This window comes from Micromonospora sp. CPCC 205739 (genome assembly GCF_036906795.1).
Taxonomy (GTDB): domain Bacteria; phylum Actinomycetota; class Actinomycetes; order Mycobacteriales; family Micromonosporaceae; genus Micromonospora.
On record NZ_JBAKHS010000004.1, the window covers coordinates 13,406 to 39,584 of the forward strand.

The 26,179-nt window shown below is 74.3% G+C and carries 29 protein-coding genes; 16 read left to right on the top strand and 13 right to left on the bottom strand.

Annotated elements, in window-relative coordinates:
* Nucleotides 1-4 precede the first annotated feature (4 nt).
* Nucleotides 5-874: a dihydropteroate synthase gene (gene folP / locus V6U88_RS08240; RefSeq protein ID WP_334451295.1), complete on the bottom strand. Its 870-nt coding sequence runs from the start codon at nucleotides 872-874 to the stop codon at nucleotides 5-7.
* Between the two features lie 154 nt (nucleotides 875-1,028).
* On the opposite strand from folP, the gene V6U88_RS08245 reads away from it, so the two are divergent.
* Genes V6U88_RS08245 through V6U88_RS08260 form a run of 4 tightly spaced genes read left to right on the top strand, consistent with a single transcriptional unit; the run spans nucleotide 1,029 to nucleotide 3,432 of the window.
* The gene (locus V6U88_RS08245; RefSeq protein WP_334451297.1) at nucleotides 1,029-1,718 is read left to right on the top strand and encodes a DivIVA domain-containing protein; all 690 of its coding nucleotides are present in this window, start codon (nucleotides 1,029-1,031) and stop codon (nucleotides 1,716-1,718) included.
* Nucleotides 1,715-2,212, top strand: coding sequence for an SRPBCC family protein (locus tag V6U88_RS08250; protein WP_334451299.1), 498 nt, complete (start codon nucleotides 1,715-1,717; stop codon nucleotides 2,210-2,212). Before V6U88_RS08245 ends, V6U88_RS08250 begins: the two co-directional genes overlap by 4 nt.
* 42 nt (nucleotides 2,213-2,254) lie before the next feature.
* Nucleotides 2,255-2,854 carry a DNA-3-methyladenine glycosylase I gene (locus V6U88_RS08255; protein WP_334451301.1) on the top strand — a complete coding sequence of 200 codons (600 nt, stop codon included), beginning with the start codon at nucleotides 2,255-2,257 and terminating at the stop codon, nucleotides 2,852-2,854.
* On the top strand, nucleotides 2,851-3,432 hold the full coding sequence (locus tag V6U88_RS08260) for a hypothetical protein (RefSeq protein WP_334451302.1): 582 nt from the start codon (nucleotides 2,851-2,853) through the stop codon (nucleotides 3,430-3,432). Before V6U88_RS08255 ends, V6U88_RS08260 begins: the two co-directional genes overlap by 4 nt.
* Nucleotides 3,433-3,476: 44 nt before the next feature.
* Here V6U88_RS08260 and V6U88_RS08265 read toward each other — a convergent pair whose 3' ends face one another.
* Nucleotides 3,477-4,268, bottom strand: a complete 792-nt coding sequence (locus tag V6U88_RS08265) for an enoyl-CoA hydratase/isomerase family protein (RefSeq protein WP_334451304.1) — start codon at nucleotides 4,266-4,268, stop codon at nucleotides 3,477-3,479.
* A 3-nt stretch (nucleotides 4,269-4,271) separates the two neighbouring features.
* The gene (locus V6U88_RS08270) at nucleotides 4,272-5,090 is read right to left on the bottom strand and encodes a PaaX family transcriptional regulator (RefSeq protein WP_334451305.1); all 819 of its coding nucleotides are present in this window, start codon (nucleotides 5,088-5,090) and stop codon (nucleotides 4,272-4,274) included.
* Between the two features lie 190 nt (nucleotides 5,091-5,280).
* Between V6U88_RS08270 and V6U88_RS08275 the strand changes: the two genes are divergently transcribed.
* Complete coding sequence (locus V6U88_RS08275) at nucleotides 5,281-5,448, top strand: DUF3117 domain-containing protein (RefSeq protein WP_007455245.1); 168 nt, start codon at nucleotides 5,281-5,283, stop codon at nucleotides 5,446-5,448.
* Nucleotides 5,449-5,592: 144 nt separating this feature from the next.
* Complete coding sequence (locus tag V6U88_RS08280) at nucleotides 5,593-7,068, top strand: leucyl aminopeptidase family protein (protein WP_334451307.1); 1,476 nt, start codon at nucleotides 5,593-5,595, stop codon at nucleotides 7,066-7,068.
* Between the two features lie 55 nt (nucleotides 7,069-7,123).
* Here V6U88_RS08280 and V6U88_RS08285 read toward each other — a convergent pair whose 3' ends face one another.
* Entirely contained in the window at nucleotides 7,124-7,732 is a 609-nt protein-coding gene (locus tag V6U88_RS08285; RefSeq protein ID WP_334451881.1) for an O-methyltransferase, read from the bottom strand.
* A 270-nt stretch (nucleotides 7,733-8,002) separates the two neighbouring features.
* Here V6U88_RS08285 and V6U88_RS08290 point away from each other — a divergent pair, with 270 nt between their 5' ends.
* On the top strand, nucleotides 8,003-9,325 hold the full coding sequence (locus tag V6U88_RS08290; protein ID WP_442934592.1) for a trypsin-like peptidase domain-containing protein: 1,323 nt from the start codon (nucleotides 8,003-8,005) through the stop codon (nucleotides 9,323-9,325).
* Nucleotides 9,326-9,399: 74 nt separating this feature from the next.
* Nucleotides 9,400-9,822 (top strand): preprotein translocase subunit TatB, encoded by a 423-nt coding sequence (locus V6U88_RS08295; protein WP_334451309.1) that lies wholly within the window; start codon nucleotides 9,400-9,402, stop codon nucleotides 9,820-9,822.
* Between the two features lie 137 nt (nucleotides 9,823-9,959).
* Here V6U88_RS08295 and V6U88_RS08300 read toward each other — a convergent pair whose 3' ends face one another.
* From V6U88_RS08300 to V6U88_RS08310, 3 genes are all read right to left on the bottom strand, one after another.
* Nucleotides 9,960-11,108 (bottom strand): Mrp/NBP35 family ATP-binding protein, encoded by a 1,149-nt coding sequence (locus V6U88_RS08300; RefSeq protein WP_334451311.1) that lies wholly within the window; start codon nucleotides 11,106-11,108, stop codon nucleotides 9,960-9,962.
* 87 nt (nucleotides 11,109-11,195) lie between these two features.
* The gene (locus V6U88_RS08305) at nucleotides 11,196-11,798 is read right to left on the bottom strand and encodes a DUF1003 domain-containing protein (RefSeq protein WP_334451313.1); all 603 of its coding nucleotides are present in this window, start codon (nucleotides 11,796-11,798) and stop codon (nucleotides 11,196-11,198) included.
* Nucleotides 11,791-13,080 carry a magnesium transporter MgtE N-terminal domain-containing protein gene (locus tag V6U88_RS08310; protein WP_334451315.1) on the bottom strand — a complete coding sequence of 430 codons (1,290 nt, stop codon included), beginning with the start codon at nucleotides 13,078-13,080 and terminating at the stop codon, nucleotides 11,791-11,793. The genes V6U88_RS08305 and V6U88_RS08310 overlap by 8 nt, the downstream gene beginning before the upstream one ends.
* Nucleotides 13,081-13,113: 33 nt before the next feature.
* Here V6U88_RS08310 and V6U88_RS08315 point away from each other — a divergent pair, with 33 nt between their 5' ends.
* Nucleotides 13,114-13,983, top strand: coding sequence for a PhzF family phenazine biosynthesis protein (locus V6U88_RS08315; protein WP_334451316.1), 870 nt, complete (start codon nucleotides 13,114-13,116; stop codon nucleotides 13,981-13,983).
* 96 nt (nucleotides 13,984-14,079) lie between these two features.
* On the top strand, nucleotides 14,080-14,544 hold the full coding sequence (locus V6U88_RS08320) for a hypothetical protein (RefSeq protein ID WP_442934603.1): 465 nt from the start codon (nucleotides 14,080-14,082) through the stop codon (nucleotides 14,542-14,544).
* 18 nt (nucleotides 14,545-14,562) lie between these two features.
* Here V6U88_RS08320 and V6U88_RS08325 read toward each other — a convergent pair whose 3' ends face one another.
* A complete protein-coding gene (locus V6U88_RS08325) occupies nucleotides 14,563-15,261 on the bottom strand; it encodes an HAD family hydrolase (protein WP_334451319.1) in 699 nt (232 codons plus the stop codon).
* A 96-nt stretch (nucleotides 15,262-15,357) separates the two neighbouring features.
* On the opposite strand from V6U88_RS08325, the gene V6U88_RS08330 reads away from it, so the two are divergent.
* Together V6U88_RS08330 and V6U88_RS08335 are read left to right on the top strand one after the other, a co-directional pair.
* On the top strand, nucleotides 15,358-16,323 hold the full coding sequence (locus tag V6U88_RS08330) for a DMT family transporter (RefSeq protein WP_442934593.1): 966 nt from the start codon (nucleotides 15,358-15,360) through the stop codon (nucleotides 16,321-16,323).
* 123 nt (nucleotides 16,324-16,446) lie between these two features.
* On the top strand, nucleotides 16,447-18,594 hold the full coding sequence (locus tag V6U88_RS08335; protein ID WP_334451323.1) for an APC family permease: 2,148 nt from the start codon (nucleotides 16,447-16,449) through the stop codon (nucleotides 18,592-18,594).
* Between the two features lie 42 nt (nucleotides 18,595-18,636).
* On the opposite strand, the gene V6U88_RS08340 is transcribed toward V6U88_RS08335, so the two are convergent.
* Nucleotides 18,637-19,461, bottom strand: coding sequence for an SDR family NAD(P)-dependent oxidoreductase (locus V6U88_RS08340; RefSeq protein WP_334451325.1), 825 nt, complete (start codon nucleotides 19,459-19,461; stop codon nucleotides 18,637-18,639).
* 129 nt (nucleotides 19,462-19,590) lie between these two features.
* Between V6U88_RS08340 and V6U88_RS08345 the strand changes: the two genes are divergently transcribed.
* A complete protein-coding gene (locus V6U88_RS08345) occupies nucleotides 19,591-20,547 on the top strand; it encodes an HpcH/HpaI aldolase/citrate lyase family protein (protein ID WP_088964118.1) in 957 nt (318 codons plus the stop codon).
* Nucleotides 20,548-20,586: 39 nt separating this feature from the next.
* Here V6U88_RS08345 and V6U88_RS08350 read toward each other — a convergent pair whose 3' ends face one another.
* The gene (locus tag V6U88_RS08350) at nucleotides 20,587-21,108 is read right to left on the bottom strand and encodes a DUF4190 domain-containing protein (protein WP_334451328.1); all 522 of its coding nucleotides are present in this window, start codon (nucleotides 21,106-21,108) and stop codon (nucleotides 20,587-20,589) included.
* A 113-nt stretch (nucleotides 21,109-21,221) separates the two neighbouring features.
* Here V6U88_RS08350 and V6U88_RS08355 point away from each other — a divergent pair, with 113 nt between their 5' ends.
* On the top strand, nucleotides 21,222-22,127 hold the full coding sequence (locus tag V6U88_RS08355; RefSeq protein ID WP_442934594.1) for an SDR family NAD(P)-dependent oxidoreductase: 906 nt from the start codon (nucleotides 21,222-21,224) through the stop codon (nucleotides 22,125-22,127).
* 13 nt (nucleotides 22,128-22,140) lie between these two features.
* Here V6U88_RS08355 and V6U88_RS08360 read toward each other — a convergent pair whose 3' ends face one another.
* Nucleotides 22,141-22,614 carry a DUF4190 domain-containing protein gene (locus tag V6U88_RS08360; protein ID WP_334451330.1) on the bottom strand — a complete coding sequence of 158 codons (474 nt, stop codon included), beginning with the start codon at nucleotides 22,612-22,614 and terminating at the stop codon, nucleotides 22,141-22,143.
* 180 nt (nucleotides 22,615-22,794) lie between these two features.
* Between V6U88_RS08360 and V6U88_RS08365 the strand changes: the two genes are divergently transcribed.
* The gene (locus V6U88_RS08365; protein WP_334451331.1) at nucleotides 22,795-23,991 is read left to right on the top strand and encodes an acyl-CoA dehydrogenase family protein; all 1,197 of its coding nucleotides are present in this window, start codon (nucleotides 22,795-22,797) and stop codon (nucleotides 23,989-23,991) included.
* A gap of 13 nt (nucleotides 23,992-24,004) precedes the next feature.
* On the opposite strand, the gene V6U88_RS08370 is transcribed toward V6U88_RS08365, so the two are convergent.
* On the bottom strand, nucleotides 24,005-24,760 hold the full coding sequence (locus tag V6U88_RS08370) for a hypothetical protein (protein ID WP_334451333.1): 756 nt from the start codon (nucleotides 24,758-24,760) through the stop codon (nucleotides 24,005-24,007).
* Nucleotides 24,761-24,804: 44 nt separating this feature from the next.
* Entirely contained in the window at nucleotides 24,805-25,467 is a 663-nt protein-coding gene (locus V6U88_RS08375) for a hypothetical protein (RefSeq protein ID WP_334451335.1), read from the bottom strand.
* 92 nt (nucleotides 25,468-25,559) lie between these two features.
* Between V6U88_RS08375 and V6U88_RS08380 the strand changes: the two genes are divergently transcribed.
* Nucleotides 25,560-26,174: a TetR/AcrR family transcriptional regulator gene (locus V6U88_RS08380; RefSeq protein ID WP_334451337.1), complete on the top strand. Its 615-nt coding sequence runs from the start codon at nucleotides 25,560-25,562 to the stop codon at nucleotides 26,172-26,174.
* Nucleotides 26,175-26,179: the final 5 nt, after the last annotated feature.

A 26,179-nucleotide genomic window follows, 5' to 3' on the forward strand; every position in this document is an offset into this window, starting at 1 on the left:
GCGCTCAGGCGAGGCCGCGGCGGGTGAGCGTCGGCGGGCGGTCACCGCGGATCGAGGCGACCATGTCCAGCACCCGGCGCGTGGGGCGGACCTGATGGGCGCGGAAGACCCGGGCGCCGAGCCAGGCCGAGACGGCGGTCGCGGCGAGGGTGCCCTCCAGCCGTTCCGGCACCGGCAGGTCCAGCGTCTCGCCGATGAAGTCCTTGTTCGACAGGGCCACCAGCAGCGGCCAGCCGGTCGCGGTCAGCTCGTCGAGCCGGCGGGTGATCTCCAGCGAGTGCCGGGTGTTCTTGCCGAAGTCGTGCGCCGGGTCGATCAGGATGCCGTCGGGGCGTACCCCCAGGGCCACCGCACGCTCGGCGAGCCCGGTCACCGTCGTGACCACGTCGGCAACCACGTCGTCGAAGGCGGCCCGGTGCGGCCGGGTACGCGGGGCGAGCCCGCCGGCGTGCGAGCAGACCAGCCCGGCCCCGGTCTGCGCGGCGACCCGGGCCAGCGCCGGGTCGGCGCCGGACCAGGTGTCGTTGAGCAGGTCGGCGCCGGCCGCCACCGCCTCCACCGCGACCTCGGCCCGCCAGGTGTCGATCGAGATCACCACGTCGGGGAAGGCGGCCCGGACGGCGGCGATGGTGTCCACCGTCCGCCGGATCTCCTCGGCGACGTCGACCTCGTCGCCCGGCCCGGCCTTCACCCCGCCGATGTCGATGATCTCCGCGCCCTCGGTCACCGCGAGCTCCACCGCGCGCAGCGCGCTGTCCTGGGCGAAGGTCGCGCCCCGGTCGAAGAACGAGTCCGGTGTGCGGTTGACGATCGCCATCACCACCAGCTCGCCCGGTGCGAACGTCCGCCCACCGAGCCGCAGCGCCCCGGCCATCCCGCCTCCCGCCCGTCGCCGGCCGGGTCGCCCGGCCGCTGACGACGCTATCCGGTCGGCCGGCACCCCGCCGGGCCGGGACGTCACCAGCGGATCCGCACCCTGCGGTGGGTTGGGGTCGCTCGGGGGGTGGTCGCCGTGCCACGATCTGTCCATGGGTCAGGTTCTGCTCGTACTGGTCATCGCGTTGACCGTGGCGGCGGTGGTGTTCGGGGTGACGGTGCTGGTCTCCGGCCGGGACGCCGGCTTGGCGCCGGCCGAGCCGGACGGCCGGGCCGTGCCGCTGCCGGGCAGCCGGCCGCTGCGCGAGACGGACGTCGGCGCGGTCCGCTTCGACACCGCGCTGCGGGGCTACCGGATGGCCCAGGTCGACCAGGCGATGCGCCGGGCCGCCTACGACATCGGCTACAAGGCCGAGCTGATCGGCGTGCTGGAGGCGGAGGTCGCGGCGCTGCGCGAGGGCCGCCTGGCGGACGCCGACGCGCTGCGCCGGGCCCGCGAGGAGGCGGCCGGTGAGGCCCCGGCCACCGACGCCACCCCCGGATACGCCGCCGCGAGCCCGGCGGACGCCTCGACCGACGCGCCGCGTGACGTCGAGCCGAGCGCGGCGGACCCGGACGGCATCCGGCCGCTCGCCGCCGACCTGCCGGCGGCCGACGACGCCGACGCGCCGGCCCTGCGGACCGCCGTCGACGCCGGAGCGCCGTCCGAGGCGGCCGCCGACGCCGCAGCCGCCCTGCGCACCGGGGCCGTGGGCACCGACACCCGCTCCGCCGACGGGGACGGGGACGGAGACCCGACCGGCGGGTCGCCCGCCGACCGGGTCCGCTCGGAGACGCGGTGACCGGGCCGGACGGCGCGGACAGTCTGCGGGAGGCGGCGCAGCCCGGCGCCGGCGAGTTCACCGCCACCGTGATCGTGGACGCCCCCGCTGGCCGGGTCTTCGCCGCGCTCACCGACTGGGAGCGGCAGTCCGACTGGATCCCGTTCACCACGGTCCGCGTCGTCGAGGGCGACGGCGGGGAGGGCACCCTGGTCGAGGCGGTCACCGCGCTCGGGCCGGCCGTGCTGCGCGACCACATGCGGGTGGTCCGGGTGGACGCGCCCTACGAGGTCGGCGTCGTGCACTGCGGCAAGCTGCTGCGCGGCCCCGGCGTGCTGCGCTGCACCCCGCTGGCCCGCGACCGCACCCAGGTGGTCTGGCACGAGTGGTTCCACCTGCCCGGCGGGCCGGCCGGCCGGATGGCGTGGCCGCTGCTCTGGCCGGGTTCCAAGGCGAGCCTGACCCTGGCGCTGAAGCGGTTCGCCCGGCTGGTCGAGCAGGGCCGGCTGCCCTGACCCCAACCGGCGCTGTCGGGGCCAGGCCCTAGCGTGTACGCCGTGACTGACCTGGTGACCGGCCCCGACGGGCTGACCCGCTGCGCCTGGGGGTCGAGCACCCCGGACTACGCCGTCTACCACGACACCGAGTGGGGCCGGCCGCTGCGCGGCGACGACGCCCTCTACGAGCGGCTGACGCTGGAGGCGTTCCAGTCCGGCCTGTCCTGGCTGACCATCCTGCGCAAGCGGCCGGCGTTCCGGCTGGCCTTCGACGAGTTCCGCATCGAGCGGGTCGCCGGTTACGGCGAGGCCGACGTGGCCCGGCTGCTCGCCGACGCGGGGATCGTCCGCAACCGCGCCAAGATCGAGGCGGCGATCGCCAACGCGCGGGCCGCCCTGGAGCTGCCCGACGGCCTCTCCGCGCTGCTCTGGTCGTACGCGCCGCCGCCCCGGGACACCCGGCCGGAGTCGTTCGCCCAGGTGCCCGCCCTGACGCCGGAGTCCACCGCGATGGCCAAGGCCCTCAAGAAGAGCGGCTTCCGCTTCGTCGGCCCCACCACCGCGTACGCGCTGATGCAGGCCACCGGCATGGTCGACGACCACCTGACCGGCTGCCACGTGGTCGCCGCCGGGGCGGCCCGTGATGGGATGGGGGCATGACCGCAACCGACCACCGCGCCAGCGCGACGACCGACATCGACGGGCCGGCTGAGGGCGCCTGGGCGGTGCTCCTGCCGGCCGGTCGGCACGACGCCGAACGCCTCGTCCACCACGACACCCTGGAGCTGCCGGCCGTGGCCGGAGAGTCCCGCCCGCGCCCCGGCGACCCGGTGGCGGTGCTGGTGGACGAGCCGCCCCGGCTGGTGGCCCTGGGCCGGGTCGCCCGCGCGGGGGAGGGCGCGCTGGTGGTGACGTACACCCGGCGGGCCTTCGACGAGCCGGTGCCGGCCGACCAGGTGCCGATCGCCGGGCCGGTCACCCCGCTGGCGGCCGGGGTCTACCGCGAGCTGGTCGACCGGCTCGGTCCGCCGCCGCTGCGCCGCACCTGGCTGGTCAGCCTGGACCTGCCGATCGAGGCGGACTCCCGGGCCGAGGCGGTCCGGCTCTTCTGGTCGTACGTGCAGGAGCTGGGCCCGGCCGAGCTGCCCGCGTTCGTCTCACCCTCCGGCGACGAGCTGGCCATGCAGGCGTTCGTGCTGGGCGCCGAGGCCAACCAGGACCCGGAGGAGGACGACTGACCCCCTCCGGGTGAGCGCCGGCCGGCCGGCGGGCGGTGGCGCCGTCAGTGCCCCTCGAAGGTCGGCTTGCGCTTCTCGACGAAGGCCATCGTGGCGGCCCGGTGGTCGGTGGTGGCCCCGCAGATCGCCTGAGCCTGCGCCTCGGCGGCGAGGGCGTCGGCGAGGGTGCCCGCGTCGGCGATGGAGAGCTGGCGCTTGATCGCCCCGTACGCGACGGTCGGGCCGGCGGCGAGCCGGGCGGCCAGCTCGTGCGCGGCCGGCAGCACCTGCTCGTCGTCGTCGACCAGCTTGTTGAGCAGGCCCAGCCGGCAGGCCTCCTCGGCGCCGACCGGCTCGGCGAGCATCAGCAGCTCGACGGCCTTGGCGTGGCCGACCAGCCGGGGCAGCGTCCAGGAGGCCCCGGTGTCGGCGGCCAGCCCCACCCCGGCGAAGGCCATCAGGAATTTCGTCTTCGGGCCGCCGACCCGGAAGTCGGCGAGGAACGCCAGCGAGGCGCCCGCCCCGGCGGCCATCCCGCGCACCGCGGCCACCACCGGCTTGGGCAGGTTCGCCAGCCGGGCGGCGATCGGGTTGTAGTGCGCCCGCACGGTGTCCAGCGGGTTCGCGGTGGCCGACTGGAGGGTCTGCACGTGCTCGCGCAGGTCCTGGCCGGCGCTGAACTGCCCGCCCGCGCCGGCCAGCACCACGGCCCGGCAGGAGCGGTCGGCCTCCAGTTCGGCCAGGGTGTCCCGGAGCGCCTCCTTGAGCGCCACGTCGAGCGAGTTCATCGCCGTGGGGCGGTTCAGCGTCAGGGTGACCACGGCGTCGGTGCGGTCGACGAGCAGCGGCTCGGTCACGTTCTAACGACCCTTCTGTCGGGCGATGCGGTTGCTGGCGTCGAGGCACTGCTCGACGTACCGGTCGGCGGCCGGCCGCAGCCGGGCCGCGTGCCGGTCGAAGAAGCTGGCCGCGGCGGTGCCGGGCCAGCGCTCCGGGAGCAGCGCCGGGGGCAGCTGCGGGTCCCGGAACAGGAAGGTACGCCACGCGTGCACCAGCCGGAACCGGGCCGCGTACGCCTCCTCGTCGCCGCTGCGCACGGTCACCCCGGCCAGCAGCGGCCGTTGCTCGGCGACGAACCGCTCGTACGCGTGCCCGATCTCGGCGAGGTCCCAGGCCCGGCGGACCACCCCCATCGCGCCCGGCGTGCCGGCGGCGTGCGCGGCGGTGAACCGCTCGTAGCGCACCCCCGCCTCCTCCAGGAGCAGGTCAGCGTCCTCGCTCGCCCGGGTGGCCACCCAGGTGTGCTCGTCGAGGGTGCCGTAGCCCAGGAAGCTCAGGTTGGCGGCGAGGCGCTGCCGGTCCCGCCGAGCGGTCGGGGTCTGCAGCACCAGCAGATCGAAGCGGCCGTCCCAGGTGACCCGGCCGGTGCGGTAGATCCTCGCGGCCGCCTCGTCGAGTCGCCGGGCGGCCTTCGGTGTGATCGAATATCCCGGCCCGGTGGCCAGCCGGAGCGGGTCGAGCCAGCCCTGACGGACCATCCGGGAGACCGCGGTGCGCACGGCCGGGGGAGCGATCCCGAGCGGCGCCAGCAGCTTGACCAGGGCGGCGACCGGTGCACGGCCACCCCTCGGCCGGAGGTAGTCGCCGTACAGGTCGAAGAGTGCCGACCGTGCCTGCATGACCGCACATTGTGACAGGCCTTCTCAAGATAAGCTAGATGCTGTTACATCAATGCTGCTTCGGTTTGGGTCCGGCGGTGTTCATCAGGGAAAATCGTTGGTCGACACCCTCGCGTACGTTGCGGGTGGTCGTGACGAAGTGGCTGTGGGGCAACCCACCGACCCTGATACAGGTCTGAGGGGAGACAACATGGCGGCGATGAAGCCGCGGACGGGCGACGGTCCGCTGGAAGTCACCAAGGAGGGCCGGGGCATCGTCATGCGGGTCCCGCTGGAGGGCGGTGGCCGGCTCGTCGTCGAGATGACTCCCGACGAGGCCAACGCGCTCGGTGACGCGCTGAAGGCAGCCGCCGGCTGATCGACCGACAGACCGCGCGGCGACGCGCGGACGGTTCGTCGTATCCCTGAGCCACCGGCCACGCCGGTGGCTCAGGGTCTTCACCTGCCCTACGCGGGGCGGCCAGGCCCCGCACCACGATCCTTTTCGGAGGTACGGTCCAGCGTGCTCGCCATCCGCTTGTCAGCCGGTGCCGACCGGTGCGACACCCTCGTCCTGCCCGTCCGCGCCGCGGCCGCGACCGACGGGGACGGCACCCCGGCGACGCTGGCCCCGACCGGGCCGGCCCTGCCCGACGAGGTGCTGGCGGAGGCGACCGCCCTGCTGCCGGCCGCCCGGCTGACCGGCAAGGCCGGCGAGACGTACGCGCACCTGCGCCCGTCCCGCACGCCTGCCCGGCTGCTGCTGCTCGGCGTCGGCGACGGCGCCGACCGGGCCTGGCGGGCCGCCGGAGCCGCGCTGAGCCGGGCCGGCAAGGATGAGACACACATCACTTTTTCGGTGCCGCGCGGCACCGGGCCGGAGGCCGTCCGCGCCCTCGTGGAGGGGCTGCTGCTCGCCTCCTACCGGTTCCGGATGACCGAGGCCGGCGAGTCACCGGCGCTGACCGGGGTGGACCTGCTGGTCGACGACCCGGACCCGTACCGCGACGCGGTCGAGGCGGCGGTGACCACCGCCCGGATGACCCGGCTCGCCCGGGACCTCACCAACACCCCGTCGTCGGTGAAGAACCCGCAGTGGTTCGTCGCGCAGGTCGAGGCCGCGACGGCCGACCAGCCCGACCTGCACCTGCGGGTACGCGGTCCGGAGGAGCTGGCGGCCGAGGGCTTCGGCGGCATCCTCGCCGTCGGCGGCGGCTCGGCCAGCACCCCCCGCCTGGTCGAGCTGGACTGGCGGCCCGCCGACGCCCGCACCCACGTGGTGCTCGTCGGCAAGGGGATCACCTTCGACACCGGCGGCATCTCGATCAAGCCGGTGCCGGCGATGAAGCTGATGCGCAAGGACATGGCCGGCGCCGCCGCCGTGGTCGCGGCGACGCTCGGCGCGGCGGCGCTGCGGCTCCCGGTGCGGATCACCACGCTCGCCCCGCTGGCCGAGAACATGGTCAGCGGGTCGGCGTTCCGCCCCGGCGACATCGTCCGCCACTACGGCGGCCTGACCAGCGAGACCACCAACTCCGACGCCGAGGGCCGGCTGGTCCTCGCCGACGCCCTGGCGTACGCCGTCCGGGAGCTCCAGCCGGACCTGCTGATCGACCTGGCCACCCTGACCGGGGCCAACGCGGTCGCGCTCGGCAAGCGCACCGGCGCCCTCTACAGCGAGAACGACCAGCTCGCCGCCGACGTGCTGGCCGCCGTGGACGCCGCCGGCGAGGCCGCCTGGCGGATGCCGCTGCCCGCCGACTACGTCGAGCTCCTCGGCAGCGACCTGGCGGACCTGCACAGCTCGCCCGACGCGGGCGCCGGCTCGGTGACCGCCGCGCTCTACCTGCGCGAGTTCACCGGCGAGCTGCGCGACCGCTGGCTGCACATCGACATGTCCGCGCCGTCCTGGGCCGACGGCGACGACGCCGAGCTGACCCGGGGCGCGACCGGCTGGGGCGTACGCGGGCTGCTGCGCTGGCTGGCGACGCTCGACTGAACCGGCGGTCCCGCCCGGCACCCGGCGGACGCCGGGCCGGGCGGTCAGGGTCGGGTCAGCACTTCACGGCGGCGAGCAGGCCGTGCCCGACCGGCAGCAGCGCCGGGATCCAGTGCTCCGACTCCCGCAGCGCCTTGATCGTCTCGCGGACGGTCACCGTCTCCGCGTCCCGCGCCGTCGGGTCGCCGATCCGCCCGCTGGCCAGCGTGCCGTTGAGGGCCAGCACCCCGCCGGGTCGCAGCAGCCGCAGCGCGGCGTCCGAGTACGCCGCGAAGCCGGTCGCCTCGGCGTCGACGAAGACCAGGTCGTACGCGCCGTCGGCGAGCCGGGGCAGCACGTCCAGCGCCCGGCCGGTGATGATCCGGGTACGCCCGGACGGAAAGCCGGCCTCGACGAAGATCCGCCGGGCGATCCGCTGGTGCTCGACCTCCAGGTCGATGGTGGTGAGCACGCCGTCGGCCCGCATCCCGCGCAGCAGCCAGACGCCGCTGACCCCGGTGCCGGTGCCGATCTCCACCACCGCGCGGGCGTTGCCGGCGGCGGCGAGCAGGCGCAGCGCCGCCCCGGCCCCGGGCGTCACCGCGTCGAGGCCGACCTCCAGGGCGAGGCTGCGGGCGGTCCGCAGCACGAGGTCCTCGCCGACGTACGACTCGGCGAACTGCAGCGCCTGCGCCGTCGGAGTGCCGGAATTGGCGACCGTGGCGATGGGACACCTCCGGGCGGCGGGAGTGGTGCGGGGGGCGGGTTGGCGGTATGAGCCTAGAGGCGAGCCTTCCGCCGCGCAGCCGCGCCGTCCGCCGTTGACGATCACGCCCGGCAGAAGCTCATGCCATCCGGCTCATCCGTGCAATCCTGGAAGCGGCATCCCGCGTTTCGCGACGGCGGCCGCACCACGCGGCACGGGGGATCCGGGGACGGACTGGGAGGCACCGACGTGACCGACGGCTGGGACTGGCGCCAGCCCGGTGGGACTCCGGCATCGGCGGGACCGCCGGGCGGGGCGACGCCGGTGGGCCCCCCGACGGCGCCGCAGAGCGCCCCGGGCGGCACGACTTCACCCTGGTGGTCCGACGCGCTCGCCGACCCGTGGCGGGACCCGTACGCGCCGGCCGCCGTGGTGGTCCCGGGCGCCCCCGCCCCCGGGTCCACGCCGGAGCCGGTGAGCGACCCGGACGCCCCGGGTCGGCCGAAGCTGCGTCAGCTGCTGCTTGTCCCGCTGATCACCGCACTGCTCGCCGGGTCCCTCGGCGGGGCCCTGGGGTACGCCTTCGCGGTCCGCGGCGGGGCCGGGGGTCCGGTGGCGCTCGGCGCCCGACCCGCCGAGGCGCCCGGCCTGGCCCAGCGTCGCCCGGAGTCGCTGGCCGGGGTCGCCGAGAAGGTCCTGCCCAGCGTGGTGACCGTACGGGTGGCGAGCCTGGGCGGGGTCAGCGAAGGCTCGGGCTTCATCGTCAGCGCCGACGGGCACGTGATCACCAACGACCACGTGGTCTCCGGCAACGCCGGCCGCGCCTCGGTGATCTTCAACGACGGCAGCACCGCGCCGGCCACCGTCGTCGGCCAGGACCCCGAGTCGGACATCGCGGTGATCAAGGTCAGCCGTACCGGGCTGCGGCCGGTGGAGTTCGGCGACTCCGACGCGCTGGCGGTGGGCGACCCCGTGCTCGCCATCGGCTCGCCGCTCTCGCTGGCCAACACCGTCACCGCGGGCATCGTCAGCGCCCTGGACCGCACCATGCAGGCCGGCGAGCCCGGCGGCCCGGTGCGCTACTACGCGGCGATCCAGACCGACGCGGCGGTCAACCACGGCAACTCCGGCGGCCCGCTGGTCGACACCGCCGGCCGGGTGATCGGGGTCAACTCCACGATCAAGTCGCTGGTCGCCGAGGGGCAGGAGGCGGGCAACATCGGCCTCGCCTTCGCCATCCCGATCAACCAGGCCAAGCGGATCACCCAGGACATCATCGGCACCGGCAAGGCCCGCCGTACGGTGATCGGCGCGCAGGTGGGCGGCGCCGGCACGGCCACCGGCGGGGCCGGCGTACGGCTGGCGGCCGTGGAGCCGTCCGGCCCGGCGGCCGGCGCGGGCCTCAAGGCCGGCGACGTGATCCTCAAGCTGAACGGCCGGCCGATGACCGAGCCGACCGACCTGATCGCGCTGGTGCGCAAGTTCGCCCCGGGATCCGTGGTGACCGTGGAGTACCGGCGGGGGTCGTCCCGGCAGAACACCTCGGTGACGCTCGCCGCAGACGCGAAGTGAGGACCGGTCACCCCCTCCCGGGCCGGCGCCAGACGTGCGTAGTCTTGCTCTGACGCCGACGAGGAGGCCCAGCAGTGCTCGACAACCTGAACTGGTGGGAGATCGGTGCGCTGCTGCTCCTGGCGCTGCTGATCTTCGGTGACCGGCTGCCCAACGTCATCAACGACGGCCTGCGGATGGTCCGCAACCTGCGCGGCATGGCCCGCAACGCGACCGGCGACCTGAGCCGTGAACTGGGCACCGACATCCAGCTGGAGGACCTGCACCCGAAGGCGTTCATCCGCAAGCACCTGCTCAGCGAAGAGGACGAGCAGGCGATCCGGAAGCCGTTGCAGGGCGTCTACGACAACCTGCGGTCGGACGTGACCGGCGTGCACAACGAGCTCAAGGACGTGGCCGACGCCGCCGACCTGCGCGGCAAGGGCGGCCGTCCGGCCACCGCCACCGGCAGCGCCCCCGCCCCGGCCCCCCGCCCCAGCTACGACGACGCCACCTGACGCGTCCCCCCGGCCCGCTTCGCGGGCGGCCTGCCTGAGCGCGCGCACTTCCAAAGAAAGAGTGGCCTTCCGGACGCGGAAGGCCACTCTTTCTTTTGCGGATCTTCGGGTGCCCCGAGGGGGTGGGGCGGGCCGGGTCAGCGGCCGGCGGGCTTGAGGCCGAGGGGCTTGCCGAGGAGGGACTCGCGGCGGACGGCGAGGCGGTCGGCGACCTGGGACAGCGCCTTCGAGGCCGGGGCGTCCGGCTCGGCCAGCACGATCGGGTTGCCGGCGTCGCCGCCCTCGCGGACCCGGGTGTCGAGCGGGATCTGACCCAGCAGCGGCACCTGCGCGCCGATCGTCCGGCTCAGCGAATCGGCCACGGCCTGACCGCCGCCGGAGCCGAAGACCTCCATCCGCGAGCCGTCCGGCAGCTCCAGCCAGGCCATGTTCTCGATGACGCCGACCACCCGCTGGTGGGTCTGCAGGGCGATCGCGCCGGCCCGCTCGGCGACCTCCGCGGCCGCGGCCTGCGGGGTGGTCACCACGAGGATCTCGGCGTTGGGCAGCAGCTGGGCCACCGAGATGGCGATGTCGCCGGTGCCCGGCGGGAGGTCCAGCAGGAGGACGTCCAGGTCGCCCCAGTAGACGTCGCCGAGGAACTGCTGCAACGCCCGGTGCAGCATCGGGCCGCGCCACACCACGGCGGCGTTGCCCGGGGTGAACATGCCGATCGAGATCACCTTCACGCCGTGCGCCTGCGGCGGCATGATCATGTCCTCGACCCGGGTCGGGCGGCCGTCCGCGCCGAGCATCCGGGGCACCGAGTGGCCGTAGATGTCGGCGTCGACCACGCCGACCGAGAGGCCCCGGGCGGCCAGCGCGGCGGCCAGGTTGACCGTCACGCTGGACTTGCCGACGCCGCCCTTGCCGCTGGCCACCGCGTACACCCGGGTGCGGGAGCCGGGCTGGGCGAACGGGATCACCGGCTCGTTGCTGTCGGCGCCGCCGCGCAGCTTCGCCTGGAGCTCCTGGCGCTGCTCGGGGCTCATCACGCCGAACTCGATCTCGACACCCGCCACGCCGGGGACGGCCCCCACGGCGGCGGTGATGTCGCTGCGCAGCTTGTCCTTGAGCGGGCAGCCGGCGACGGTGAGCAGCAGCTCGACGCGTACGACGCCGTCGTCGCCGACCACGGCGGAGCGGACCATGCCGAGGTCCGTGATCGGGCGGCGGATCTCCGGGTCGTTGACGGTGGCCAGGGCGGCCTGGATCGCGTCGGAGATGGTGCTGACGGGAGCTGACATGCCCGCAATGCTACGTCGGGGGTGATCCGTCGCCGCCGCCAGCGGGGCCGGTGTGAGCGAATCGATGGGGCCGGGCCGGCGCGCCGGTCAGCCCTCCGGGCGGCCGTCGCGGGTGTAGTCGCCGTCCAGGTCGTCGCGGGGCTCGTCGAGGCCCTCGCCACCGCGCCGGACGGCCCGCTCCTGCTGCCGGCGTTCCAGCTTCTGCCGGCGCTGGGCCGCCTCGTCCATCTCCTCGGCGAGCCGGGCCAGCTCGGAGCGGAGGAAGTCCCGGGTGGCCACCTCGCCCATGGCGATCCGCAGCGCGGCGATCTCCCGGGCCAGGTACTCCGTGTCGGCCTTCTGCAAGGTTGCCCGCCGCCGGTCCTCCTCCAGCGCCACCCGGTCCCGGTCGGCCTGCCGGTTCTGCGCGAGCAGGATCAGCGGGGCCGCGTACGAGGCCTGCAACGACAGGATCAGGGTCAGGAACGTGAAGGTGTACGGGTCGAAGCGCAGATGCGCCGGGGCGAGGGTGTTCCAGGCGAACCAGAGCGCGATGACCACCGTCATGTAGACGATGAAGTTCGCCGTGCCCATGCCCCGGGCGATCCCCTCGGACCACCGGCCGAAGGCCTCCGGGTCGAACCGGGGCAGCTTGACGCCCCGGGGCTCGCGCGGCTGGTCCAGCCGCTCGGCCCGTCGCGACTCAGACATCGGCGTCGTCCGGCGGCAGGTCGGCGGTGGGGCCCGGGGCCGGTGCGGCGTCCCGGTCCCGCCAGTCGGGCGGCAGCGACTGGTCGAGCACGTCGTCGACGGTGACCGCGCCGACCAGTCGGTTGCTGCGGTCCACCACCGGCATCGCCACCAGGTCGTAGGTGGCCATCCGGCGGGTGATCTCCGGCAGCGGGGTGGTCGGCCGCAGCGGGTCGATGTCGTTGACCACCACTCCGCCGAGCAGGTCGGCCGGCGGCTCCCGGAGCAGCCGCTGGAAGTGCACCATGCCCAGGTAGCGGCCGGTCGGCGTGGTCATCGGCGCGCGGGTCACGAAGACCTGGGCCGCGACGGCCGGGGAGAGCTGCTCCTCCCGGATGCGGGCGAGCGCCTCGGCGACGGTGGCGTCCGGCGGCAGGATCACCGGCTCGGAGGTCATCACGCTGCCGGCCGTGCCGGAGGCGTAGCGCAGCAGCTGGCGGACCGGGTCGGCCTCGCCCGGCTCCATCAGGTCCAGCAGCACGTCCTGCTCCGGCGGGGGCAGCTCGTTGAGCAGGTCGGCGGCGTCGTCCGGGTCCATCTCCTCCAGCACGTCGGCGGCGCGTTCCCGGTCCAGCGCGGCGAGGATCTCCACCTGGTCGTGCTCGGGCAGCTCGCTGAGCACGTCGGCGAGGCGCTCGTCGTCCAGCGCCGCGGCGACCTCGTTGCGCCGCGCGTCGGGCAGGTCCTGCAGGGCGTTGGCCAGGTCGGCGGGGCGCATGTCCTCCAGCACGGCGAGCAGGTTGGCCGTACCCCGGTTGTCGGCGAGCCCGCTCAGCCCACGGACCCGGTCCCACTCGACCTGGTGCAGGTGGCCGCGGCGGGTGAGCCGCCCGGTCTGCTCCCGGACGGCGACCCGGGACAGCGACCACTCGCCACCCCGGCTGCACTCCATCGCCACGTCGACCACCGCGCCCGGCTGGCCGCCCGGTTCGAGCTGGACCCGCCGGTCCAGCAGCTCCTGGAGCACCAGCAGCTCGTTGGGACGTTTCTCGAAGCGGCGCAGGTTGAGGGTGCCGCTGCCGAGCACGACCGCGTCCGCGTCGATGGCGGTGATCCGGTTGATGGACAGGAAGATCCGCCGGCGCATCGGCATCTCGGCGACCAGGCCCACCACCTCGGGCGGCCGCTGGGTCGGCCTGATCCGCGCCACCGCGTCGCGCACCCGACCCACCTGGTCGCCGTTCGGGTCGAAGACGGCGACTCCGGCGAGTCGGGCGATGTAGACCCGGTTCGGCGTGCTCACGGGCACCAGCCTAAGCGCCTAGTGTTTATCAACATGTCGACCTTGGCCTACGAGATCGTGGACGTCTTCACCGACCGCCCGTTCGCCGGCAACCCGCTGGCCGTGGTGTTCGGCGCCGAAGGGCTGGCCACCGAACAGATGCAGGCGCTCGCGCTGGAGTTCAACCTCTCGGAGACGGTGTTCGTGCTGCCGCCGACGCAGGTCGGGGCCACCTACCGGGCCCGGATCTTCACCCCGGTCGAGGAGCTGCCCTTCGCCGGGCACCCGAGCGTCGGCGCGGCGGTCACCGCCAGCCGCCGCGGGATGTTCGGTGTGGGCAGTATCACCCAGGAGTGTGGTGCCGGGGTGCTGCCCATCGAGGTCGGCGACACCGGGGCCACCCTGACCGGTGGCACCCCGACCCTCGGGCCGGAGCTGGACCCCGAGCCGCTGCTGGAGATGGCCGGCCTCACCGCCGACGACCACGCCGGCCCGGCGCCCCGGGTGGCCGGCTGCGGGCTGGAGTTCCCCTACCTGCCGGTCCGCCCGGACGCGGTGGCCCGCGCCAAGGTCAACGCGGCGGCGGCGGAGCGGTACGGCGTGGAGCATGTCAGCGTCTTCTCCTGGGACGCCGACACGCAAACCGCGCACGCCCGCGTCTTCGTGCCCGGCCTCGGCGTGCCGGAGGACCCGGCCACCGGCTCGGCCGCCCTGGGCCTCGGCGTCTGGCTGGTCGCCAGCGGCCTGCTCCCCGGCGAGGGGCGCTCCACGTACGCCGTCCGCCAGGGCATCGAGATCCACCGCCCGTCGGCGCTGGCCTGCACGGTGACCGCCGCCGACGGGACGGCGGTCGGCGCGACCGTCGCGGGTCAGGTGATGGCGGTGGCCCGGGGCGAGATCCTGGTTCCGCCGTTCGTCGGCTGACGCGGAGCCGGTGACCGCACGCCCCACGTACGAGAGGATGCCGGTGTGACGGACGAGGTGGACGCCCCCCAGTCGACGCCGCTGGTCGACGAGGCGATGAAGAAGGCCGCCGTGGCCTGGGTGAGCGTCGGCGACGGCCCGGCGCTGGCCCTGTGGTGCGTACCGCTGGAGGGGTCGCTCTTCGTGGTCAGCGGGCCGGGCGAGCAGTCCGCGCCCGGGCTGGCCGAGGCGGCCGAGGCGCGGGTGACCCTGCGCGGCGACCACGGCGGGCGGATCGTGACCTGGCCGGCCCGGGTGACCCGGCTGACGCCGGGCACCGAGGCGTGGGAGACCTCCGCCCCGCTGGTGGCGGCGAAGCGGCTGAACGCCTCGGGCCCGACCGCCGACCTGGTGGCCCGCTGGGCGGCCGACGGCTGCGCGCTGACCCGGCTCGTCCCGGCGGGCACGCCGGACGCCGGTGCGGACCTGCCGACCGGGTCGCTGAACGAGGCGCCGCGCGACACTCCCGCCGTACGGGCCACCCGCAAGCCGTTCCGCCTGCACAAGGTCCGCCGCCGGTGAGCCGGGCCGACGGCCGGGTCAGCAGCCCACCGGCACCCCGTCGATCAGTTCGACCACCTCGCTGAGCGATCCGACGACCGGGCCGTCCCAGTCCGGCTCGGCGTCGAAGACCAGGTGACCGGCCAGGTCGGGGGCGGCCAGCCGCACGGCGGTCATCCCGGCCCGCTGCGCGCCGGTCAGCTCCCGGCTGCCGCCGTCGCCGACGTAGAGGCAGTCCGCGGGCCGCACGTCCAGCAGCCGACAGGCCGCCAGGTAGAGCGCCCGGTCCGGCTTGCACCGGCCGACGTGGACGGAGAAGACCTGCGCGTCGAGCAGCGGGGCGACCGCCAGCTGCGGCAGGAACGCGGGCAGTTCGTGGGTGCAGTCGCTGACCACGCCGGTACGCACGCCCCGTTCCCGCAATGCGGCGAGGGCGGGCACGGCGTCCTCGCGCAGCCGGGTGTCGGCGCGTACCGCCCGGTGCCGGGAGGCCACCGCCGCCCGGACGGCCGCGTCGGAGGGGTGTACGCCGGCCTGCGCGCAGACCCAGCGCAGGGTCGCCTCGGCGTTGCCGTGCCGGCCGCTGGCCCGCTGGTAGAAGGTGCGGTCGAGCACCTCGGCGAGCGTGTCGACGGGGCAGCCGAGCAGCTCGGCGGTGGTCTCGTGGGCCGAGCCGCGCTGGACGCAGCAGGTCAGGGTGCCGAAGAAGTCGAACAGCACCGTGCGGTACCTGGGCATGGAAGAGCGCCTCCGGACGTCGAGGGATCGTCGGCGCGGACGGGCATGATCGTAACGAAGCGTTGACGTTCCGTGCTGTCGGGTGTTGTGTGAGTATTGCTCTCCGTGTCTCCCAGCCCGCACCGCCGGACGGTGGACCCGCTGACCGTCGGCGTCCTCGCGCTCGCCGTCGCCGCCGTCTCCTCCTCCGCCCCGCTGATCGCCTTCGCCGCTGCCCCGGCGCTGGCCGTCGCGTTCTGGCGCAACCTGCTCTCGGTCGCGGTGCTCGGCCCGTTCTCGCTGGCCCGCCGCCGGGCCGAGTTCCGCGCGCTGACCGTCGGGGCGGGCCGGCGGGAGGGCTGGTACTGCGTGCTCTCCGGCGTGGCGCTGGCCGCCCACTTCGCCACCTGGATGCCGAGCGCACAGCTCACCTCGGTCGCCGCGGCCACCGCGCTGGGCGCCACCCAGCCGGTCTGGCAGGGACTGATCGCCCGCTGGCAGGGCCGGCACCTCCCGTACGCCGTCTGGGCCGGCATCGCGGTGGCCGTGACCGGCGCGGTGCTCGCCACCGGCGCGGACGTCGCCGTCTCCGGGCGGGCCTTCGCCGGGGACCTGCTGGCGATCACCGGCGGAATGTTCGCCGCCGTCTACACCGCGTTCGGGGAGCGTGCCCGGGCCACCATCAGCACCGCCACCTACACCACCATCTGCTACGGGGTGTGCGCGCTGATCCTGCTGGTGGTGTGCCTGGTCGGCGGGGTGCCCCTGCGGGGGTTCGACTCCGCCACCTGGCTGGCGATCCTGGGCCTGGTCGTCGGCGCCCAGCTGCTCGGGCACTCGATGTTCAACTACGCCCTGCGCCGCGTCTCGGCCACCACGGTCAGCGTGCTGGTCCTGCTCGAGGCGCCCGGCGCCGCCCTGATCGGCTGGGTCTGGCTCGGCCAGCTGCCCCGCCCGCTCGCCCTACCGGGCCTGGCCCTGCTGCTGGCCGGGGTGGCCGTCGTGGTGCTCGGCGGCGCCCGCGCCGGCCGCCGCCCCGCACCGGCCCCGGTCCCCGCCGACGCCGCCCCGCCGGCCAGCTGACCGCCCGACGCCGACGCGACCCGCCGGCAGGCTGCCCCCGCCCGGTCGGTACTTCGCGGGAGTACGCCGATTCCGCCGCCACGACCGCCGCTCGCGCGTGAGAGTGCGGAGGGGGTGGTGGCGGTGGCGGGGCGAGCGGGCGACGGGGACGAGGCCGACAGCGGCACCGTCGTCACCCCGTCGGCCGAGTTCCCGCCGCTCGCCCCGGAGGAGCTGGGCACCCTGCGCCGGATCGGGGACCGGTGGCGCGCCGACCACCCCGGCGAGCTTCCGATCGACCCGACCCTCGGCCGGCACGGCGGGCGCCCCACCCCGACCCGCTTCGGCCGGCTCGCTCCCATCGCCATGTTCCGCCGGGAGGAGCCGGACGAACTCGTCGCCACCGAACCGGCGAACCTGCCCGGCTCCCGGCTCGGCCGGGCGCTGGCCCGGGTGCACCGCGCCGTCCTCGGCCCGCCGCTGACCAGCGCGGCGGTGCTCTACGAGCGGATGCGCAAGCTGGTGGCGCTGCCGGTGCTCTCCTCCGACCTGCTCAGTTCGGTGGCGTACGGCCCGGAGGCGATGCTGGCCGTGCTGCTGCTGGCCGGCAGCGGGGCGTTGGGACTCTCCCTGCCGCTGGCCGCCGTCCTGGTCGTGCTCATGATCGCCGTCGGGGTCTCCTACCGGCAGACCATCCTCGCCTACCCGCACGGCGCGGGGTCGTACATCGTCGCCGGGGACAACCTGGGCACCATGGCGGGCCTGACCGCCGCGGCCGGGCTGATCCTCGACTACGTGCTGACCGTGGCGGTGTCGGTGGCCGCCGGGGTGCACGCGGTCACCTCGGCGCTGCCCGGCCTGGCCCCGTTCGCCGCCCCGCTCGGGGTGCTGGTGATCGCGGTGCTGCTCGCCACCAACCTGCGCGGAGTCCGTACCGCCGGGAACATCTTCGTGCTCCCCACGTACGCCTTCGTGGTCGCCCTGCTGGCGCTGCTGGCGGTCGGCTACCTGCGGGTGGCCGGGCGCGGCTTCACGCCGGTGCCGCCGCCGGCGGTGCCCGTGGCCGAGGGGCTCGGCCTGCTGCTGGTGCTGCGGGCCTTCGCCTCGGGCGCGGTGTCGATGACCGGCATCGAGGCGGTGTCCAACGCGGTCCCGGCGTTCCGCCCGCCCGAGTGGCGCAACGCGCGCACCACGCTGGGCTGGATGGTGGCGATGCTGGTGCTGCTCTTCGCCGGCCTCACCCTGCTGATCCACCTGGACGGCCTGGTCCCGACGACCGGGCAGACCCTGCTCTCCCAGCTGGCCCGGGTCACCTTCCCGACCGGCCCCTGGTACGGCCTGATCCAGGCCGCCACCGCGCTGATCCTGCTGCTGGCGGCGAACACCGCCTTCAACGGCTTCCCCCGGCTGCTCTTCTTCATGGCCCGGGCCGGCCACGCGCCGCGCCGCTTCCTGCACATGGGGGACCGGCTGGCGTTCAGCGACGGCCTCGTCGCGCTCGCCGGGACCGCCGCGCTGGTCTTCGTCGCCTTCGGCGGGTACACCGAGGCGCTGATCCCGCTCTACGCGGTCGGCGTGTTCCTCGCCTTCACCCTCTCCCAGGCCGGGATGGTGGTGCACTGGCGCCGCCGGCGGGGATCCGGTTGGCGGCGACGGCTGGCGATCAACGCGGTCGGCGCGACGCTCTCCGGGCTGGTGCTGGTCACCGCGGCGGTCGCCAAGTTCACCGAGGGCGCCTGGGTGGTGGTGGTCGCCGTGCCGCTGCTGGTGCTGATCGCCCACCGCGTGCAGCGGCACTACCGGACCCTGCACACCGCGCTGGCCCTGCACCCGCCGGTCGCGCCGTCCGCGCCCGGCCCCGCCGAGGGCGAGGAGCTGCCCCAGCAGGTACGCCACCTGGTGGTGGTCCCGGTGGCCCGGCTCAACCGGGCCTCGCTGCGCGCCCTGGCGTACGCGGTGTCGCTGGGCCAGCCGACGCTGGCGGTGCACATCGCGCCGGAGGAGGCGGAGGCGGACCGGTTCCGCGAGCAGTGGTGCGCCTGGGGGGACCACGTGCGGTTGGAGACCATCGTGTCGCCGTACCGGGCGGTGATCGGGCCGCTGGCGCACTACCTGGAGGCGCTGCACGACACCGGGCCGGAGCTGGTGCTGACCGTCATCGTGCCGGAGGTGGTGCTGCGCCGGAGCTGGCACCGGGCGCTGCACAGCCGTACCGAGCAGCGGCTGCGCCGGGCGTTGCGGGCGCTGCCGGGGGTGGTGGTGACCAGCGTGCCGGTGCACCTGGCGGAGTGAGGCCGACGTCGGCCCGCAGCCGGCGGCCCAGTCAGACTCCGATCACGCGTCGATGCCGACGGCCTGGGCGCTGGCCGTCCAGAGCCGGGCGGCGAGCTGCGGGTCGGCCGCCTTGCGCAGCGGCCGGCGCAGCCGCCGGTCGGCGTAGTAGGCGCCGTGGACCAGCCGGGACTGATCCTGGTTGGCCAGCCAGACCAGCGTCTCCGCGCCCTTCTCCGGGCTGCGGAACGGCATGATCCGCATGCCGAGGGCGACCAGCCGGCTGTCCGCCCCGAACCGGGTCCGCACCACGCCGGGGTGGAAGCAGTACGACGGGACGTCCGGCCAGCGCCGCGCCGCCTCCGCGGTGAACAGGATGTTCGCCTGCTTGCTGGTGCCGTACGCGCGCACCGGCCGGTACGGGCGCAGCGTGGCGTTCAGGTCGTCCGGGTCGAGCGCCCCGCTGCGGTGCGCGCCGGAGGCGGTCACCACCATCCGGCCGACGCGGTCCCGCAACAGGTTGCTCAGCAGGAACGGGGCCAGGTGGTTGGCCTGCATGGAGAGCTCGTAGCCGTCCACGGTGGTGATCGGCGCCAGCACGATCGCCCCGGCGTTGTTGGCCAGCACGTCGATCCGGTCGTACGCCGCCCGCAGCCGCTCGGCGAGCCCGCGTACGTCGTCGAGCACCGCGAAGTCGGCGCGGAACAGCTCGGGGCGCTCGCCGCTGGCCTCGCGTACCCGGTCGCCGGCGGCCTGGAGTCGGGCCGGGTCGCGCCCGACCAGCACCACCTGGTCGCCCCGGCGGGCCAGGGCCGTCGCGGCGGCCAGACCGATGCCGGAGCTGGCCCCGGTCACCACCACGGTCCGACGCCCAGTGAGATCTTCCACAGGTCCATTCACCCCGGTCACGGCACGAGGTTACCGTGGCGTCACAACGCCCTTTGGGATCGTTAAGTTCTCGCTTTGTCATCCAGGTGGCGTCGGCGTGCCCGCCGGACGCTGGAAGGAGCGCATCCTATGGCCGCAGTCGGTCGCCCCCGCCGGTCCTGCCTCGCCGTGCCGGGTTCCAGCGTGAAGATGCTCGGCAAGGCCCAGGGCCTCCCCGCCGACCAGGTCTTCCTCGACCTGGAGGACGCGGTCGCCCCGCTGGCCAAGCCGGACGCCCGCAAGAACATCGTCGCCGCGCTCAACGAGGGCGACTGGGCCGGCAAGACCCGGGTGGTCCGGGTGAACGACCTGACCACCCCGTGGACCTACCGGGACGTCATCGAGGTGGTCGAGGGCGCCGGCGCGAACCTCGACTGCATCATGCTGCCGAAGGTGCAGAACGCCGCCCAGGTGCAGTGGCTGGACCTGACGCTGACCCAGATCGAGAAGACCCTCGGCCTGGAGGTCGGCCGGATCGGCATCGAGGCGCAGATCGAGAACGCCGCCGGCCTGGTCAACGTCGACGCGATCGCCGCCGCCTCGCCCCGGGTGGAGACCATCATCTTCGGCCCGGCCGACTTCATGGCCTCGATCAACATGAAGTCGCTGGTGGTCGGCGCGCTGATCCCGGACTACCCGGGCGACCCCTACCACTACATCCTGATGCGGATCCTGATGGCCGCCCGGATGCACGACAAGCAGGCCATCGACGGCCCGTTCCTGCAGATCCGCGACGTCGACGCGTTCCGCGAGGTGGCCAAGCGCTCCGCGGCGCTCGGCTTCGACGGCAAGTGGGTGCTGCACCCCGGCCAGATCGACGCCGCCAACGAGGTCTACCAGCCGGCCCAGGCCGACTACGACCACGCCGAGCTGATCCTCGACGCGTACGAGCACTACACCTCGGAGGCCGGTGGCAAGCTCGGCGCGGTGATGCTCGGCGACGAGATGATCGACGAGGCGTCCCGCAAGATGGCCCTGGTGATCGCCGCCAAGGGGCGCGCGGCCGGGATGACCCGCACCTCCAGCTTCACCCCGCCCTCGGAGTGAACCGCCGGCCGCCCCGGGCGACCGGGGCGGCACGACCGGTCAGGGTCTGGTGGACGCGTCGGCCACCGCCAGCACGATGATCACGACGTAGAACGCGATCAGGAGCGCCAGCAGGCCGGTCAGGATCCAACCGACGATGATGGCCGCCTTGGCCATGCCCTCGCCGCCCTCACCGGTCTGGCGGATCTGCTTCATCGCGACGTGGCCGAGGATCGCGCCGACCGGCGCGGTGATGCAGGACGCGAAGCCGACCAGCGAGAGCACCAGCGCGGCGATCGCCATGCTGTTGGTCTTCGCCACCGGGGGCCCGTACCCCGGGTAGCCGGCCGCCGGGTAGCCGGCCGCCGGGTAGCCGGCCGCCGGATAGCCGGCCGCCGGGTAACCCGCCGCCGCGTACGGGTCGACCGGCCCGGCCTGCGCCGGGATCGCACCGGCGTACGGGTCGGCCGGGGCGTAGGGGTCCTTGCCGGTCGGCTGGGCGGGAATCGGCTGGCCACTGACGGGCGGGGTCGGGTCGGCCGACGGGTCGTGCCAACCGCCGGGCGGTGGGGGATAGGTCATCAGATCTCTCCGTCGCAAGTGGGTGCGCCGTCAGGGTAGTCATGACCGGACAAACCCGAGGTCCCCGTGGTGCCGCGTTGCCCGGGCGGTTCCGAGCGGGCAGGATCTCGCCCATGGTTATCGACGCGCGTGGTGCCGACCGTTCGGGCAGCCGACCCCGGCGGGACGTGAGCCGTCCCGGGCTGGCGCGGCGCGCCCGCGCCGTCGTCGCCGCCGGACCGGACGGCCAGGACGAGCCGGCCCCGGTGGCCGAGCCGGTCACCATGCGGCTGGACGGCCGGGTCGCCCTGGTCACCGGCGCAGGCAGCGCCGACGGCATCGGGTACGCGACCGCCCGCCGGTTGGCCGACCTGGGCGCCCGGGTGGCGATCGTCTCCACCACCCGACGGATTCACGAACGGGCCGGTGAGCTGGGCGTGACCGGGTTCGTCGCCGACCTGACCGACGAGTCGGAGGTCGGCGCGCTCGCCGACGCGGTGGCCGAGCAGCTCGGCGACGTCGAGGTGCTGGTCAACAACGCGGGCCTGGCCAGCAGGGCCAGCCCCGAGGTGCTGCGCCCGGTGGCTCAGCTCAGCTACGACGAGTGGCGGGGCGAGATCGACCGGAACCTGACCACCGCCTTTCTGTGCAGCCGCGCCTTCATCGGCGGGATGGCCGAGCGGGGCTGGGGGCGGATCGTCAACCTGGCGGCCACCGCCGGGCCGGTGAACGCGCTGCCCACCGAGGCGGCGTACGCGGCGGCCAAGGCGGGTGTGGTCGGCCTGACCCGGGCACTGGCGATGGAGATGATCGCCGACGGGGTGACCGTGAACGCGGTGGCCCCGGGCACCATCTACACGGCGGCCTCGACGGTGGCCGAGATCAAGCAGGGGATGGGCACGCCGGTGGGTCGCCCCGGCACCCCTGACGAGGTGGCCGCCGCCATCGCCTTCCTCTGCTCGCCGGCAGCCTCCTACATCACGGGCCAGATGCTGGTCGTGGACGGCGGCAACAGCGTCCGCGAGGCGCAGTTCCGCTGACGGCCGCCGGGCGTCAGTTGTAGGAGCCGTTGCCCTCGGAGTTGGCCCACACGGTGAGGGCGATCCAGCCGCAGCAGGCGAGCAGGCCGATGGCGGTGAAGACGTAGCTGAGGATCAGGCCCCAGGTGGCCAGCTGGTTGCCCTCCTCGCCGGTGCGCCGGATCTGCCGCTTCGCCAGGTGACCCAGGACGATCCCGGCCGGGGCGAACAGGAAGGCGAAGACCAGCGACAGGATCGCCATGGTGTTCGGCCCGCCGTGTCCGCCGCCTCCGGGCGGCGGGCCGTACTGGCCGTACGGGCCCTGCGGCGGGTACGCCGGCTGGTGCGCCCACTGCGGGTGCTCCGGCTGCTGCCCCCACTGCTGCTGGTCCTGCTGGCCCCACTGCGGCTGGTCCGGCTGCTGGCCCCACTGCGGTTGCCCGCCGGACCGGCCCGGCTCGTACGGCGACGGTGGCTGCTCCGGCTCGCCGGGTGGTGGATGACTCACGTCCGTTCGCCTCCTCCGCCGCAGGTCAAGGCCGCTCTCTCTTGCGGACGCTACCCGCAGCGGTGAACCTTTTCACAGCGGTTGTGTGGACTGGTCACCTTGGCCTCAACGGTCCCGGGGCCGATACTGACCGAGCGTTCAGTTACCCATGAGTAATGCGCCGATCCCCCGGAGGCTGAGATGGCCAGACTCGCCCAGACGCCCGGCCTGACCGACGTGCAGCGGTCGATCCTGGAAACCGTCCGGGAGTTCGCCGACAAGGAGATCATCCCGCACGCGCAGCGGCTGGAGCACGCCGACGAGTACCCGACCGACATCCTCGACGGGATGCGCGAGATGGGCCTGTTCGGTCTCACCATCGACGAGGAGTACGGCGGCCTGGGCGAGTCCCTGCTGACCTACGCGCTGGTGGTCGAGCAGCTGTCGCGGGGCTGGATGTCGATCTCCGGCATCGTCAACACCCACTTCATCGTGGCGTACCTGATCTCCCAGCACGGCTCCGCCGAGCAGAAGGCCCGGCTGCTGCCGAAGATGGCCACCGGCGAGGTGCGCGGCGCGTTCTCGATGTCCGAGCCGGAGACCGGCTCCGACGTCTCGGCGATCAAGTCGAAGGCGGTCCGCGACGGCGACAACTACGTCCTCAACGGCCAGAAGATGTGGCTCACCAACGGGGCGTACTCGTCGGTGGTGGCCACCCTGGTCAAGACCGACACCGGCGCCGAGTCGGTCTACGGCAACATGAGCACCTTCCTGCTGGAGAAGGAGCCCGGCTTCGGCGAGACCGCCCCCGGCCTGACCATCCCCGGCAAGATCGACAAGATGGGCTACAAGGGCGTCGAGACCACCGAGATGGTCCTCGACGGCGTCACCGTCCCCGAGTCCGCCATCCTCGGCGGCGGCGACAAGGTCGGCCGCGGCTTCTACCAGATGATGGACGGCATCGAGGTCGGCCGGGTCAACGTCGCCGCCCGCGCCTGCGGCATCTCCATCCGCGCCTTCGAGCTGGCCGTCCAGTACGCCCAGCAGCGCCGCACCTTCGGCCAGCCGCTCGCGAAGCACCAGGCCATCGCCTTCAAGCTCGCCGAGATGGGTACCAAGATCGAGGCGGCGCACGCCCTGATGGTCAACGCCGCCCGGCTCAAGGACGCCGGCCAGCGCAACGACGTCGAGGCCGGCATGGCCAAGCTGCTCGCCTCGGAGTACTGCGCCGAGGTCGTCCAGGAGGCGTTCCGCATCCACGGCGGCTACGGCTACTCCAAGGAGTACGAGATCGAGCGGCTGATGCGGGAGGCCCCGTTCCTGCTCATCGGCGAGGGCACCTCGGAGATCCAGAAGACCATCATCTCCCGGGGCCTGCTCAAGGAGTACAAGCTCTGAGGCGGTGCGCCGGTCACCGACCGGCCGGCTCGGCAGCCGGCTCCGGCGCGGTGACCGGCCCGCCCGCCAGCACGTACGGGCGCGACCGGTACTCCTCGATCGCGGCCGCCAGCCGCGGCTCGGGTACCGCGGTGTCCCGGCCGCCGACCACCGGCGCCGGCTCCAGCGACGGCCACCTGATTGGCCGCAGGCGTACCCCGTTGAGGCGGCCGTCCCGCTTGTGCAGGCTCACCCGGTCGATGTTCGACCAGTCGTACCGTCGGCTGCCGTAGCGGATGCCCGAGGCGGTGAGCGCCAACCGGCCGGTGAACCGTGCCTCCCGGTAGGCCATCCACCCGAATGCCGACGCCACGCCGAGGACCAGCAGCGTCCGGACGATCCGGCCCCCCTCCCGGTCGGCCGGGAAGGACGAGATCATCACCACCGCCGCCCCGGTCACCACGGTCAGGTCCGCCACCAGGTCCGCCCAGCCGGCCAGCGACCGGCGGGCCACCAGCCCGGGCTCGACCGCGTCCCGGCCGGCCACCCGGGCCGTCCAGGCCAGCCGGGCGCCCCGACGTGGCCACCAGCGTCGTTCCAGGGGACGCGCGATGATGATCAGCCAGCCCACCCAGGCCATCCCGTCGAGTTCGAACCGGGACACCCACAGCAGTGGCGCGGCCACCGCCGCCGCGAGCGCTGCGGCGACGGCCAGGGAGAGCAGGCGGCGCGACCAGAGCCCGTCCCGGGCCGGGGGCAGGCGCAGGCGCGGCGTCCGCAGCAGGGGCATGGGCGCAGGGTACGGGCTTAGTGCCAGCGCGGCCGCCCGCCGGCCTAGCGCCGCGCGTCGGGGACAGCGGCCCCGAGGTGGCGGCGGGCCGAGGCGACCAGCGCGTCCGGGTCGTCGGCGTAGAGGCGGACCTCGCTGACCGGTGCGCTCGGGCACTTGGGCAGCGTGAGGGAGAGCGGCTCGCGCAGGAACACGTCGACGCTGGTCTGGCTGCCGGCGGAGAGGTGCAGGATCGGCCCGGCATCGCCTTCCTCGACCTGGACGGCCCGGCTGGACGGCAGTGAACGGTACCGGGGCGCCACGGCGGCGACGGCCGTCCAGGGCAGCGTGACGTCGATCGAGGTGCCGTTGCGGATGCGCAGCCCGTCGCCGTCGAGGACGTGCGGGTGGATGCGCAGGCTGGCGAAGAGCCCGATCATCCAGAGCAGGCCCCAGATCACGAGCGCGAGCGCGAGGTGCCGTACCCACGGCCACGGCACGGTACGGCTGATGATCAGGTCGAAGATGGGGATCTCGATCGCGGAGAGGGCGATGAAGACGCCCAGGATCGGCTTCACCACGCCGACGTAGCTGAACGTCTCCGCCCCCGGGGTCGACGCGACGGGCCGGCGCAGCAGCCAGCGGTAGAGGCTGCGCCACATGTCGATCTCGTACCGCACCGCGCGGCGCAGCAGCACCGGTGCGACGCTCCGGTCGTGCTCGCCCATGATCCCCACCCTCCGTTTTTGCATTGCAGTCGCACTGTAAACGGCGGCGTGCCGACGTGTCAATGCAGTCGCATTGTGGAAGCATGGGGGCCATGCCGAAGCGGGTCGATCACCGGGAGCGCCGCACACAGATCGCCGACGCGCTGATGCGGGTCGCGGCGGAGCACGGGCTGGAAGCGGTCAGCCTGCGGCACGTGGCCGCCGAGGCCGGCGTCTCCGCCGGCATGGTGCAGCACTACTTCCGCACCAAGGACGAGATGATGACCTTCGCGCTCTCCGTCGTCCGCGAGCACAACGAAGCCCGGGTGACCGCGGCCCTCACCGCGCTCGGCGCGACCCCGTCCCCGCGTACCCTCGTGCGGACCATGCTCGGCGAGGTGCTGCCCCTCGACGAGCCCCGGCGGGCCGACGGCCGGGTGGCCCTGGCCTTCCTCGCCTACACCGCCGTACGCCCCGCCGTCGCCGCCAGCCTGCACCAGGACACCGCCGGGCTGGTGGACTTCATCGCCGGTCAGATCCGGGCCGCGCAGGCCGCGGGCGGCGCCCGCCCCGAGGTCGACCCGGACCGCGCGGCGGTGGGCCTGCTGGCGCTCATGGAAGGACTCGGCGTCTACCTGCTCGGCGGGCACTTCCCGACCGACACCGCGCTCGCCGCGCTCGACGCCCAGCTCGACCTGATCTTCGGACCCGAGGAGCCCGCCGGCTGAACCGG